The 12,368-nt window shown below is 57.0% G+C and carries 11 protein-coding genes, 1 tRNA gene and 1 pseudogene; 9 read left to right on the top strand and 4 right to left on the bottom strand.

Annotated elements, in window-relative coordinates:
- Window positions 1-28: 28 nt before the first annotated feature.
- The 4 genes from CSK29544_RS07065 (at window position 29) to yghU (ending at window position 3,089) form a co-directional block, all read left to right on the top strand.
- The gene (locus tag CSK29544_RS07065; RefSeq protein WP_004387009.1) at window positions 29-604 is read left to right on the top strand and encodes a transcriptional regulator; all 576 of its coding nucleotides are present in this window, start codon (window positions 29-31) and stop codon (window positions 602-604) included.
- 116 nt (window positions 605-720) lie between these two features.
- Window positions 721-796 (top strand) — tRNA-Phe (locus tag CSK29544_RS07060).
- 352 nt (window positions 797-1,148) lie between these two features.
- Window positions 1,149-2,111, top strand: a complete 963-nt coding sequence (locus CSK29544_RS07055) for a nickel/cobalt transporter (protein WP_007887534.1) — start codon at window positions 1,149-1,151, stop codon at window positions 2,109-2,111.
- Window positions 2,112-2,222: 111 nt separating this feature from the next.
- On the top strand, window positions 2,223-3,089 hold the full coding sequence (gene yghU / locus CSK29544_RS07050) for a glutathione-dependent disulfide-bond oxidoreductase (RefSeq protein ID WP_007887537.1): 867 nt from the start codon (window positions 2,223-2,225) through the stop codon (window positions 3,087-3,089).
- A gap of 49 nt (window positions 3,090-3,138) precedes the next feature.
- On the opposite strand, the gene kduI is transcribed toward yghU, so the two are convergent.
- Entirely contained in the window at window positions 3,139-3,975 is an 837-nt protein-coding gene (kduI, locus tag CSK29544_RS07045; protein WP_007887538.1) for a 5-dehydro-4-deoxy-D-glucuronate isomerase, read from the bottom strand.
- Between the two features lie 393 nt (window positions 3,976-4,368).
- Here kduI and kdgT point away from each other — a divergent pair, with 393 nt between their 5' ends.
- Complete coding sequence (kdgT, locus tag CSK29544_RS07040; RefSeq protein WP_015386315.1) at window positions 4,369-5,370, top strand: 2-keto-3-deoxygluconate transporter; 1,002 nt, start codon at window positions 4,369-4,371, stop codon at window positions 5,368-5,370.
- A 51-nt stretch (window positions 5,371-5,421) separates the two neighbouring features.
- On the opposite strand, the gene CSK29544_RS07035 is transcribed toward kdgT, so the two are convergent.
- Window positions 5,422-6,279 (bottom strand): diguanylate cyclase regulator RdcB family protein, encoded by an 858-nt coding sequence (locus CSK29544_RS07035; RefSeq protein ID WP_004388188.1) that lies wholly within the window; start codon window positions 6,277-6,279, stop codon window positions 5,422-5,424.
- Between the two features lie 5 nt (window positions 6,280-6,284).
- The gene (gene crfC, locus CSK29544_RS07030; protein ID WP_029039339.1) at window positions 6,285-8,648 is read right to left on the bottom strand and encodes a clamp-binding protein CrfC; all 2,364 of its coding nucleotides are present in this window, start codon (window positions 8,646-8,648) and stop codon (window positions 6,285-6,287) included.
- A 649-nt stretch (window positions 8,649-9,297) separates the two neighbouring features.
- On the opposite strand from crfC, the gene CSK29544_RS07025 reads away from it, so the two are divergent.
- A protein-coding gene (locus CSK29544_RS07025; protein WP_095033700.1) for an IS1-like element IS1B family transposase occupies window positions 9,298-9,995 on the top strand; the annotation gives its coding sequence in 2 pieces (ribosomal slippage) (window positions 9,298-9,547 and window positions 9,547-9,995; 699 coding nt in all).
- A gap of 9 nt (window positions 9,996-10,004) precedes the next feature.
- A pseudogene (locus tag CSK29544_RS07020) lies at window positions 10,005-10,649 on the top strand (EAL domain-containing protein); the annotation flags it as partial.
- Here the strand turns inward: CSK29544_RS07020 and soxS are convergent.
- Window positions 10,637-10,960, bottom strand: coding sequence for a superoxide response transcriptional regulator SoxS (soxS, locus tag CSK29544_RS07015; RefSeq protein WP_004386206.1), 324 nt, complete (start codon window positions 10,958-10,960; stop codon window positions 10,637-10,639). The pseudogene CSK29544_RS07020 and the gene soxS sit on opposite strands and share 13 nt — an antisense overlap.
- 86 nt (window positions 10,961-11,046) lie before the next feature.
- Between soxS and soxR the strand changes: the two genes are divergently transcribed.
- On the top strand, window positions 11,047-11,505 hold the full coding sequence (soxR, locus tag CSK29544_RS07010) for a redox-sensitive transcriptional activator SoxR (protein WP_004386207.1): 459 nt from the start codon (window positions 11,047-11,049) through the stop codon (window positions 11,503-11,505).
- Window positions 11,506-11,582: 77 nt separating this feature from the next.
- Window positions 11,583-12,251 carry a glutathione S-transferase family protein gene (locus CSK29544_RS07005; RefSeq protein ID WP_029039673.1) on the top strand — a complete coding sequence of 223 codons (669 nt, stop codon included), beginning with the start codon at window positions 11,583-11,585 and terminating at the stop codon, window positions 12,249-12,251.
- Window positions 12,252-12,368 lie beyond the last annotated feature (117 nt).

The raw sequence follows: 12,368 nt of genomic DNA, 5'->3' as shown, positions 1-12,368 counted from the left end.
CGTTGGGCTAAACGGAGAGGAGTAGACCGTGCAACGTGAAGAAGTTCTGGAGCAGGCCCTGCATATCCTTGAACAGGAAGGGATTGCCAATACCACACCGGAAATGGTGGCCGCCGCGGCACAGTGTCCGACGGAAGAGATCCAGCGCTACTGGCCGGATCGCGAGGCGCTGCTGTATGACGCATTGCGCTATTTAAGCCAGCGTGTGGACGCCTGGCGCCGCCAGCTGATCTACAACGAAGAGCTAAGCGCCGAGCAAAAGCTCATGGCGCGCTATCAGGCGCTGACGGACTGCGTCAGCCAGGATCGCTACCCAGGCTGTCTGTTTATCGCCGCCTGCACGTTTTACCCCGAGGCGTCACACCCGATCCATCAACTGGCGGATCAGCAAAAACGCGCGGCGTATCACTACACGCATGAGCTGTTAACGCAGCTCGAAGTGGACGATCCGGCGATGGTCGCCGAGCAGATGGAACTGGTGCTGGAAGGCTGTCTGAGCCGTCTGCTGGTCAAACGCAGCCAGGCGGACGTGGATACCGCGCGGCGTCTCGCCGAAGATATCCTGCGTTTCGCTCAGTGTCGTCAGGGCGGCGCGCTGACCTGATAACCCATTAACGGGTGCCTTTTTGTCTGAAAATCAGCCAGTCAGCACAGATTGACGAATTTTTTATGACAAAGCCGTTGACGCCTTCGGGCCTTTACGGTTTAATGCGCCCCGTTGCCCGGATAGCTCAGTCGGTAGAGCAGGGGATTGAAAATCCCCGTGTCCTTGGTTCGATTCCGAGTCCGGGCACCACTAATTTAGAAAAACCAGCCTACGGGCTGGTTTTTTGCTTTTGGAGAGACGGACTCTCCATCGAACTGCGTTCGATTCACTCGTCGCATCCCTGCGACTCGCCCTGCGGGCAGCGCGATGCGCTGTGCAAAAACGCTCCCGGCGTTTTTGTCCGGTCCGGGCACCACTAATTTAGAAAAACCAGCCTACGGGCTGGTTTTTTGCTTTTGGCGAGCCGGACTCTTCATCGGACTGCGTTCGATTCACTCGTCGCATCCCTGCGACTCGCACTGAGTGCTCCCCTTCCCTTTCCCGCTTCTCCCTAACGCTTTCATCGTTATACTTGCTCAATGCTCATTCACGGGATAACTGCATGTCGACTGCCATCCTGAACCGCCGCTGGCAACGTCCCGGCGCGCTGCTGTTAACGCTCTTTGCGCTGGGCGTGGCGTTTTTCTTCTACAGCCACTGGGGCGCGTTTCTGCAATGGGCGTTCAGCCTGCAAATCGCGCTGCACCGCTATCTGGTGCTTTATCTGTTGCAGCTCAATAACCATCAGTACACCGGCGGCCTCTGGCTTATCAGCGGCGCGTTTATTTACGGCGTACTGCATGCCATCGGGCCGGGGCACGGCAAATTTATCGTCAGCGCGTATCTTGCCACCCACCGCGAAAACCTCTTCGCGGCAAGAGTGGTGCCGCTCGCGGGCAGCCTGATGCAGGGCGTCAGCGCCATCGCGTTTGTGTTTATCCTGGCGGTCGGCTTTAACCTGGCGTCTGGCGATCTGAGCCAGAGCCGCTGGTATCTCGAAAAGGTGAGCGCGCTGCTTATCGGCGCGTTCGGGCTGTTTCTTATTCTGCGCGCCGCGAGAAGCCTGCGTGCGCCGCGCCTGAAAATCCATTCGCTGACGCCTGTGCAATCGCACCCGGAAAACTGCGGCTGCGGCCATCATGGTGTCGGCCGTGAAAATCATGGTGGCGACTGGCGCGCCCGGCTTGGCGTTATCGCCGCTATCGGCGCGCGGCCCTGTAGCGGCGCGATAATGATTATGCTGTTTGCCAATGCGCTGGGCATGGCGAGCTGGGGAATGGCGGCGGTGATGACGATGGCGCTCGGTACGGCGCTCTCGATTATGGCGCTGTCGCTTGGCGTGCAGTATGCCCGCCGCACCACCACACGGCTTTTCGGCACGCAAACCACGGCCGCTCAGGCGCAGCGTATCGCTGCGCTGCTGCGGATTGCTGGCGGGCTGGCGCTACTGCTGTTCGCCGCCGTTCTCTTCCTCACGGTGATTCCTGTCAGCCCGAACGGCGACTACATCGCCGCGGGCTGTTGAGTGGGGTAATGCCACAACCGGATAACAGGCGAGTACGCCCTCGCCTGCTACACTCGAAAACGCGAACCGGACGGCCGGTTTACTTCCTTACTCATCGCGCGGGATAACATTATGTCTCAAAACGAATATCAGCCACCTGAAGTCTGGACCTGGGAACCGCAGTCTGGCGGCGCCTTTGCAAACATTAACCGTCCCATCGCGGGGCCGACGCATGAAAAAACGCTGCCGGTCGGCAAACACCCGTTACAGCTCTATTCGCTCGGCACGCCGAACGGCCAGAAAGTGACTATCCTGCTGGAAGAACTGCTGGCGCTTGGCATCAGCGGCGCGGAATATGACGCGCACCTGATCCGCATCAGCGAAGGCGATCAGTTCTCCAGCGGTTTCGTTGAGGTGAACCCTAATTCCAAGATCCCGGCGCTGCTGGACCGCTCGGTCACGCCCGCGGTGCGCGTGTTTGAATCTGGCGCGATCCTGCTTTATCTCGCCGATAAGTTCGGCCAGTTCCTGCCGGAAGATTACGCCGGACGCGCCGAAGCGCTGAACTGGCTATTCTGGTTGCAGGGGTCAGCGCCCTATCTCGGCGGTGGTTTCGGCCACTTCTACCACTACGCGCCGCAGAAAATCGAGTACGCGATTAACCGCTTCACGATGGAAGCCAAACGCCAGCTCGACGTGCTGGACAGACAGCTCGCGCAGCACCGTTTTATCGCGGGCGACGCCTATTCGATTGCCGATATCGCCATCTGGCCGTGGTACGGCAACCTGATTATCGGCGGGCTGTATGAGGCGAGTAAATTCCTGCAGGTTGAGGAATACAAAAACGTGAAGCGCTGGGCCGAAGAGGTGGCACAACGTCCGGCCGTGCAGCGCGGGCGCATCGTTAACCGCACCTGGGGGCCGCTCAACGAGCAGCTTCACGAGCGTCACGACGCCTCTGATTTCGAGCGAAATACCGAAGACAAACGCGGCGCGTAGCCCACAAAAAAGCCTCGTCACTGACGAGGCTTTTTTTATACGTGTGCGGTTAGCGCAAATCCTTCACCGCAACGTGATCCATATCGTCGAAGACCTGGTTTTCGCCCACCATTCCCCAGATAAACGTATACGCGCGCGTCCCGACGCCTGAGTGAATCGACCAGCTCGGCGAAATGACCGCCTGCTCGTTTTGCACCACAATGTGCCGCGTCTCCTGCGGCTGACCCATCATGTGAAAGACGCAGCTGTTCTCTTCTAGCCCAAAATAGAAGTACACCTCCATGCGCCGCTCGTGCGTGTGGCACGGCATCGTATTCCACAGGTTGCCCGGCGCCAGCTCCGTCAGACCCATGCTGAGCTGGCAGGTCTCCAGCACGTCAGGAATAAAATATTTATTGATGGTACGGCGGTTGCTGGTCACATCCTCGCCAAGATGCACCGGCGAAACATCCGCGGGCGTCACGCGCCTGGTTGGAAATGTCGTGTGCGCCGGCGCGCAGTTATAGTAAAAACGCGCGGGATTCGCCGCGTCGGCGCTTTCAAACATCACTTCTTTCGCGCCCTTGCCGACATACAGCCCGTCGCGGCTGTTCATTTCATAGCGCGTGCCGTCCACCGTGATAAGCCCCGGCCCGCCGATATTAATGACCCCCAGCTCGCGGCGCTCCAGAAAATAGCTCACGCCCAATTGTTTGCCCACTTCACTGCCCACGGCCACCGTGCGGTTTACCGGCATCACGCCGCCCACAATGATGCGGTCGATATGGCTGTACGTCATGGTGTACTCGTCAGCCACAAAAATCGTCTCGATTAAAAATTCCCTGCGAAGCCCGGCGGTATCCAGGGTTTTCGTGTGATCGCTATGAATGCTTTGACGAACGTCCATTCTGACTCCTCGTGACGTTACGGGGATCGAGTCCCGGTATCAGATAAGCGTAAAAACCCCAATTAAATAACAGTGGATTTACATAAATTTTCGCTGCGTTTGATGCTATCAAACACGTGAATCAATAATGTGATCGATGTAACTAAAACATCGTTTCATTTCTATTGAATCATTATTCCGAAAGAGTAATAGTAGCGCCAGTCGCTTCAATAACGGGATAAGTCGCACACAGACCAGTCTCAATTCTTATACCGAAGATGCCAGCCGCCGCTGCCTCGCCACGGCTGCCCTACAAAAAATACCAACGTAACCAGATGAAAAGTAATCATTTTTATCGGTGGGCACTTATAACCTTAATTCAGCCTGGGCTGAATAAAACCGCTGAGGTTTATGATGAAGATTAAAGCTACGATGGAACGCATCCCCGGAGGGATGATGCTTATCCCACTGTTACTTGGCGCCATTTTAAATACGCTGGCTCCGGAAACCGGGAATTATTTCGGCTCGTTTACCAAAGGCATGATTAGCGGAACGGTACCTATTCTCGCCGTCTGGTTTTTCTGTATTGGCGCGTCTATTGATTTACGCGCGACTGGCACGGTACTGCGTAAATCCGGCACGCTGGTACTGACCAAAATCGCTGTGGCCTGGCTTGTCGCGATGATTGCGGCCTCGTTTATTCCCGACACCGGCATTCAGACCGGCTTTTTCGCCGGGCTGTCGGTACTGGCTATCGTTTCCGCGATGGACATGACCAACGGCGGGCTGTATGCCAGTCTGATGAACCAGTACGGTACAAAGGAAGAGTCCGGCGCGTTTGTGCTGATGTCGCTGGAATCGGGCCCATTAATGACGATGGTGATTCTGGGATCTGCCGGTCTCGCCTCTTTTGAGCCGCATCACTTCATCGGCGCGGTGCTGCCGTTTCTGATAGGCTTCGCGCTCGGCAACCTTGACCACGATCTGCGCGCGTTCTTCAGCAAAGCCACGCCGGTGCTGATCCCGTTCTTTGGCTTCGCGCTCGGCAATACCATTAATTTGCGCGTGATTCTGGAAACGGGCCTGCTGGGGATTGTGCTGGGTGTCGCCGTCATCATTATTACCGGTATTCCGTTGATCATGGCAGATAAGTTTCTGGGCGGCGGTAACGGTACGGCTGGCGTGGCGGCCTCTTCCGCGGCGGGGGCGGCGGTCGCGAACCCGGTTATCATCGCGCAAATCAACCCCGCGTTTGAGCCGGTGGCCGCGCAAGCCACGGCCCTGGTCGCCGCGAGCGTTATCGTGACGGCGATTCTGGTGCCCATCATTACTGCGCTCTATGCCCGCCATGTGGCGAAACAGGCACCAGCGGTAGCACACGCCGAAAGCGTCAGTACGAGCACGCTGCACCGGTAAAGTCCGTGTAAAGAAGAAAGCACCCCGCATCGGCGGGGTGTGGTTGGGCGTTCAGAGCAGGAAAATCTCTTCCACCAGCGCGTTCACCAGCCGCCTTGCGGAACAGATCCGCGGCATCCCGAGCGAGACGCTCTGCCAGGTTTGCGTCACCGACCAGCTGACTGGCTGACGCTCGCTGTCATGCATCGCGCCCAGCCAGCAGAGGATATCTTTATGCTCAAGCAGGCCCGGCTGTGGCGGCGTATGCAGCCACTGGTGGTAGAAATGCCGCGTGTCGGGCGAGGCGTTAACGCTGTGCGCAAGTAATCTGGCGGTGTCGTCATACACCGGCGGTAACAACGCGGTTTTGTACTGGGGTTCACCTAAGCGCAAGGCATCGCCGAACGCCCCCCAGTGCAGCTCCTGAAGCGCTACGTAGCAGCGCCCGACTGGCGACCAGCCGTTAAATTCACCGCGTTGCCAGCGCGCCATAACCTCGCTGGCGTGGCGCTGCGCCGCGGCCAGTAAATCGCCCTGACGCAGTTGCGCCTCAAGCCGCGCGGCGCTGTGCTGATACTGCCCGGCCGTCACCTCAAGCGCCTGTGCAAAGGGCGCGCAAACGCCTTTCTCAGCAAGACGCTGGCTGCGACGCGCCAGCGCCTGCGCGGTGAGGCTTAATGCCAGATGCCCCGGCGGGCTCTGGCGAGAGAGCGACTCCAGCAGATGCAGCGCCGCTACCTCCGGGGTGGCCGCAATGGGTTCCGCACGCGTGACGGCCAGCGATTTTTGCAGCCGCTCTCGCATGTTTTGATGTTGCGGATGCGAGCGACCGTAACGTTCTTCGTCTTCGCCCTTCGCCAGATCCACCATCAGTCGCCCGCGCAGCGCGCGTAAATGTCGGCCCGGCCCTTCAAGCAGTGACCCGTTCATGGCGTTCAGTGCTCCACGGAAAACAGCGTCTGGATGTCATCACGCAGCGCACGGGCGTCTTCGTTAATATCGCGCGCGGTGCGGGCGCACTGCTGCAGCTTCTCACGCAGCGCGTTACGCGCCGACTCACTCTGCTGGCGCGCCGCAAGACTCTGCTGAAGGTTCGCCTCAATCGCCGCCATCGCCATCTGGAATTCGGCGAAAAACGTCGCCATGCCCGCCGTAACAGAGATATCCACCTGCGCGTTCATCGCCTGGCGGATCTGCGCGCAGAAGCGGCTGACGTAACGGCTGAGCGTCTGCTTCAGTTGCAGCAGATTGATAACATAGCGGGAGCGCATCGCCGTACAGTCGTCCCAGCCGAGATCTTTGCTGTTAAGCCAGCGGGCCACGGTGCCGCGCACGCCGTCGTTGCGCGGGGCACTGGCGACCGGCACGCTCTCTTCTTCAATAATGTCGTTAAAAAGCTGATGCGCGTTGAAATTAAGCTGGCTGCGCTGAAAGACCGGCAGCGTAATGTGCGCGCGAAAACCGGTGCGGCGCAGCCCGTCTGTGACGCGCTGTTCCAGCGGTGCCAGCGCCGCGCGCAGGATATCTCCCAGCGCGGTTTCCAGCTCGCTGAAATGCGCCGCCAGATCGCGGGTCAGATTTTCCTGTACCGACAGCAGAATCAGCTCGCAGGAGGCACGAATTTTGTGCAGCAGCATCCGCGCGTCGCTCTCTTGATCCAGAATCAGCTGCTCGCTGCCTGCGTCAAAATCGCTTCCCCAGGTCACCGCGCGACGCACCGGGCTGCTGAGCGACAGCGAGGGCACTTTGCCGGTATCAAAATAACTGGCGATATCCGCCAGCACTTTCTGTTCATGACCCGCAATAGTTTCCGACGCGCGCCCGAGCGCCTTAACAACCTCTTCCTGAATGGCTTTGCTGGCGTCTGCCTGGCAACGTTTTAGCTGTGCGATGTCATTATTCATTTGAGAGATACTCTCCACCAGTTGGTCATTTGCGATATCGAGCCCCTGACAGCGGAAGTCCAGGTAGTCTCGGGTGCATTGCGCAGAGTGAGTTAATTTTGCGCAGGCCGAGCGCAGCGCGTAGAGCGAGGCGTGGGCGTGCGCGGTGTGCAGAATCGCCCGAACAGGCGCTTCGAAAAGGGAATCCTCCCACAGCAGGTCGGCGGCGTGGCGCAGATGCGCGGCGTCGGTGAAATCGGCGTTTCGCCAGCGACGACCCAGCGCAGCTTCAGCGAAATCCTGCACCCAGCGCTGTTGGTCATACGGCGGCAGCGCGCCGTGCTCGTCAAGTTCCTGACGCGCGCGATTAGCCAGATAGCCCCACATGGAAGAAACCGGAAAAATATGCGTCGGATCGATAGCGCCTTTCATCAGCGTACCGGCGATCAGCGCGCGCACCTGATCTTCGTCGTCGCTGTTGCGATCCAGTTGATCAAACTTATTGACCAGCGCGTAGAGCGGCACGGATTCGCCCACCGCCGCGAGGGCCAGACGCACCTCTTCATCGGAGGTCGATTTCAGCTGGGTATAGTCCATCACCGCCAGCACGGCGGAGGCGCGGGCAATCTGCTCCTGCAGCATCTTTTGCAGGTGCGGCTGTCCGGCTTCGTTCGGCCCTGGCGTGTCCAGTAGCGTAAGCTGGCCAAGCCCTCTCTCCATACCCGCGAGGTGAGTAAACTCCACTTCTATCACCGGAATATGTTCAATGGCCGCGTAAGCGCGAAACGGGAACGGCACGTCAAGCACGGCCGAGAGCCGTACCAGATCGTTTAAACTTTTCAGACAGTGAAAAATGGGCTGAGCGCCGAGATAATGTTTTTCAAACGAGGTGCCGTTAAGAATGCGCGCCAGCAGGAGGTCCATATCGCGATCGATTTCAAGACGCAGCGACAGGCTTTCGCGCGAAGCGTTCTCTAATCGCGCGCGCAGCGCCTGCATCAGCGTTTCTATGGGTCCGGCGTGGGTGAAATGCAGTACCGGCTCTTTCTGGCCCGGCGTGTGGCGAATCAGCGTCGGCAGCGCCGTCATCGGGCGGTTGCGGTTTGGCAGAACTTCCTTACCGACGATAGCGTTGATCGTGGTCGATTTCCCCGCTTTCATCGTGCCGACAATCGCCACGACCATCTCCTGCTGGGTGGTTTTTCGCAATTCGGCCTGCAGCATCTCTTGCTGCGCCTCAAGGCCGCGTAAGGAAAAATGAAGCGGATGCACGGCGGCGGTCTGGCGGCTGGCAACGTTCCCACAGTCATCCTGCACCGCCAGCGGCATTTGTTTCAGGGCGCTGAGATTATACAGAGCCAACTGAAGAAGCCGCTCCGCTTCCTGATTCATTTCAAATACAGTCTGTGTGTGCATGAAAAATCTTTCCTTAACACAAATTAAATGACCTTTTGCCTTATCTTTTTATTAGCTCAATGCGGCTTTTATAATTACGTGTGGAAAATATCCTGCGCGTCATGAGGCTACATGACGAAAAGTGGCGTAAAAATGCCATACCATCGTTGTGGTAAAATATGTATGAGACTACGAGAAACGTTTCAAACCTTCCTGTTCGTCAAAAACCAAATAATCACGCTGTAAGACCAGTGGGCCGATCGATTTTTCAGAGCGAAAGAATATATCCTCACATCGGTCATTTGACAAAAATGTTCCGACTTCAGGGGATGGTTTTAATAATTCAGATCAACATTAACTACTCCAGAATAACACCGCCTGGCAATAAATCACGATATATGTTTTATCCCTGGCAGTAAAAAAGTTTATCGGCTTCGGGTGCCTGCGCGTTTGCGTCACGGACAAGCCCGTAAAACGTAAGGGTTTAGGGTATAATCCCGCCTTTCATGCGCGCCGCGTAAGCGACCGCTTCTTTTGCAGCCCTCTTTTGCTGCCCTGTTGGTTCATTCTAAGGAGAAACCATGTCACTACCAGCCTGCCCGCAATGCGGCTCAGGGTGATGCTGCCAACTTACTGATTTAGTGTATGATGGTGTTTTTGAGGTGCTCCAGTGGCTTCTGTTTCTATCAGCTGTCCCTCCTGTTCAGCTACTGACGGGGTGGTGCGTAACGGCAAAAGCACCGCCGGACATCAGCGCTATCTCTGCTCTCACTGCCGTAAAACATGGCAACTGCAGTTCACTTACACCGCTTCTCAACCCGGTACGCACCAGAAAATCATTGATATGGCCATGAATGGCGTTGGATGCCGGGCAACCGCCCGCATTATGGGCGTTGGCCTCAACACGATTTTCCGCCATTTAAAAAACTCAGGCCGCAGTCGGTAACCTCGCGCATACAGCCGGGCAGTGACGTCATCGTCTGCGCGGAAATGGACGAACAGTGGGGATACGTCGGGGCTAAATCGCGCCAGCGCTGGCTGTTTTACGCGTATGACAGGCTCCGGAAGACGGTTGTTGCGCACGTATTCGGTGAACGCACTATGGCGACGCTGGGGCGTCTTATGAGCCTGCTGTCACCCTTTGACGTGGTGATATGGATGACGGATGGCTGGCCGCTGTATGAATCCCGCCTGAAGGGAAAGCTGCACGTAATCAGCAAGCGATATACGCAGCGAATTGAGCGGCATAACCTGAATCTGAGGCAGCACCTGGCACGGCTGGGACGGAAGTCGCTGTCGTTCTCAAAATCGGTGGAGCTGCATGACAAAGTCATCGGGCATTATCTGAACATAAAACACTATCAATAAGTTGGAGTCATTACCGAGAAAACCGGGATGATCGCGCAGGTTACGGATTATGTGGTGGAAGAGTTATTTAATGACTTAGGCCATTTCCTGGCGACCCACCCGCAGATTTATATTTCTATTAACCTTTCGGCATCCGATTTCCATTCGTCGCGCCTGATAGCGTTAATCGAAGGGAAAAATAACCAGCACGGCGTACGCGCGCAGCAAATCAAGATTGAAGTGACCGAGCGGGGCTTTATTGACGTGCCGCGCACCACCCCGGTTATTCAGGCGTTTCGCCAGTCAGGGTTTGAGATTGCGATTGACGATTTCGGCACCGGATATTCCAACCTTCATAATCTCTATTCGCTGAACGTCGATATTCTGAAAATTGATAAGTCGTTTATCGATACCTTAACCACCAACAGCACCAGCCATCTGATTGCCGAGCATATTATCGATATGGCCCAGAGCCTGCGGCTGAAAATTATCGCCGAGGGCGTGGAAACCGCCGAACAGGTGGGCTGGCTGTTAAAGCGTGGAGTGCAATATTGTCAGGGGTGGCATTTCTCAAAAGCGCTGCCGCGTCAGGAGTTTGTCGCCTGGCTGCAACAGGATGACGCCCGGGCGATGCCGGGCTGGCAGAACTGCGCCGTTAATCGTCAGGCGCTCTGACGATAATCGCTCGGCGTGCGGTCGAACTGACGGCGGAATATCCGCGAAAACGTCTGTTGCGACACATAGCCATAATCCATCGCAATATCAAAAATCGGTCGCCGGGTCGTACGCAACTCCTGCGCCGCCAGTTGCAAACGCCGCTTGCGAATATACTCACCCAGCGTCTGATGCATCACAGTGCGGAACATCCGCTGTAAATACCATTTCGAATAGCCCGACTTCTTTGCCACCACATCGATATTCAGTGGCTGGTCAATATGCTCATCAATCCATTGCGTCAGTGCGTGGATAATTTCCTGATGTGACATAAGCCGTCCTCTTCCTCTGTTTTGGGTTAGCCGTTCTTCTGGTCGGCGAGTATAATTCCTCAAGTTAACTTGAGGTAAAGCCCCCGATGGAAAAGAAAGCACCCAGAATCAAATCGCTGCTGACGCCGGGCGAAGTCGCGAAGCGCAGCGGTGTTGCCGTCTCCGCGCTGCACTTCTATGAAAGCAAAGGGTTGATTAAAAGCACCCGCAACAGCGGCAACCAGCGGCGTTACCGGCGCGACGTGCTGCGTCAGGTGGCGATCATTAAAATCGCCCAGCGTATCGGCATTCCGCTGGCGACGATTGGCGAGGCTATCGGCGTGCTGCCTGAAGGGCATAACCTGAGCCCGAAGGCCTGGAAGCAGCTCTCCACGCAGTGGCGCGAGGAGCTGGACCGGCGTATTAAAACGCTGACCGCGCTGCGTGACGATCTGGATGGCTGCATCGGCTGTGGTTGCCTGTCGCACCGCGATTGCCCGCTGCGCAACCCCGAAGACCGTCTGGGCGCGCAGGGCAGCGGGGCACGTCTGCTGGAAGATGAATAAGCGGCGCGCAAACAAATTCGGTGCGCCGCCGGTGGATTCTCTATAGTTAATGCAATGAAAAGCGAAAGGAAAACGCCATGCTGACGGTCCACCATCTGAATAATTCCCGCTCGCAGCGCATTCTTTTTGCGCTTGAAGAGCTTGGCAAGCCTTATGAACTGGTGCGCTACCAGCGCGAGCCGACTATGCTTGCGCCACCTGCGCTTAAGAAAGTGCATCCGCTCGGTAAGTCGCCGGTGCTGGAGGATAACGGCCAGAAAATTATCGAATCCGGCGCGATTCTGGAGTATCTCCAGGAGACCTATGACACTGAACAACGCCTGAAGCCGCAGAGTGCGGAGGAGAAAATCCAGTACCGTATCTGGCTGCATTACGCCGAAGGCTCCCTGATGCCGCTGCTGTTGATGAAGCTGGTGTTTGGCAGTCTCGGGAAAAAGCCCGTTCCGCTCGGGCTTCGCACCCTCGGCAAAGCGCTCGGGCAGGGCGTTCAGAAAGCCTGGCTTAATAAGCAGCTCGCCACCCACACCCGCTTTATGGAAGATCACCTGACGCAGCATCCGTGGTTTGCCGGGCAGACGTTCAGCATGGCGGATATTCAGATGAGCTTCCCGGTGATCGCCCTGCTGGCGCGCAGCGAATCCGGCGAGTTCCGCCAGCTACGTGCCTGGCTGACTAATCTTCAGGCGCGTCCTGCCTGGCAGCGCGCTATCGAAAAAGGCGGCCCGCTGGAGATCCCCGGCAGCTAATCGTTATGGCCTTCCTCTGAAGGCCCTCTTTTTGCGCATCAACGATATCGTTTGCGCAGCCTGCGCTGAATTATTCATCAGCCAGCGCAACTTTTTGCCAAAAGGCTTAAAGTTCTG

The organism is Cronobacter sakazakii, assembly GCF_000982825.1.
Taxonomy (GTDB): Bacteria; Pseudomonadota; Gammaproteobacteria; order Enterobacterales; family Enterobacteriaceae; genus Cronobacter; species Cronobacter sakazakii.
The sequence above is the reverse complement of the archived record's forward strand: the minus strand, read 5'-3'. Positions and strand labels throughout refer to the sequence as shown.

Excerpts from the sequence above, each read along its gene's own strand:
- CSK29544_RS07055 (WP_007887534.1), top strand. The coding sequence starts at position 1,149 with ATGTCGACTGCCATCCTGAACCGCCGCTGGCAACGTCCCGGCGCGCTG.
- yghU (WP_007887537.1), top strand. The coding sequence starts at position 2,223 with ATGTCTCAAAACGAATATCAGCCACCTGAAGTCTGGACCTGGGAACCG.
- kduI (WP_007887538.1), bottom strand. The coding sequence starts at position 3,975 with ATGGACGTTCGTCAAAGCATTCATAGCGATCACACGAAAACCCTGGAT.
- kdgT (WP_015386315.1), top strand. The coding sequence starts at position 4,369 with ATGAAGATTAAAGCTACGATGGAACGCATCCCCGGAGGGATGATGCTT.
- CSK29544_RS07035 (WP_004388188.1), bottom strand. The coding sequence starts at position 6,279 with ATGAACGGGTCACTGCTTGAAGGGCCGGGCCGACATTTACGCGCGCTG.
- crfC (WP_029039339.1), bottom strand. The coding sequence starts at position 8,648 with ATGCACACACAGACTGTATTTGAAATGAATCAGGAAGCGGAGCGGCTT.
- soxS (WP_004386206.1), bottom strand. The coding sequence starts at position 10,960 with ATGTCACATCAGGAAATTATCCACGCACTGACGCAATGGATTGATGAG.
- soxR (WP_004386207.1), top strand. The coding sequence starts at position 11,047 with ATGGAAAAGAAAGCACCCAGAATCAAATCGCTGCTGACGCCGGGCGAA.
- CSK29544_RS07005 (WP_029039673.1), top strand. The coding sequence starts at position 11,583 with ATGCTGACGGTCCACCATCTGAATAATTCCCGCTCGCAGCGCATTCTT.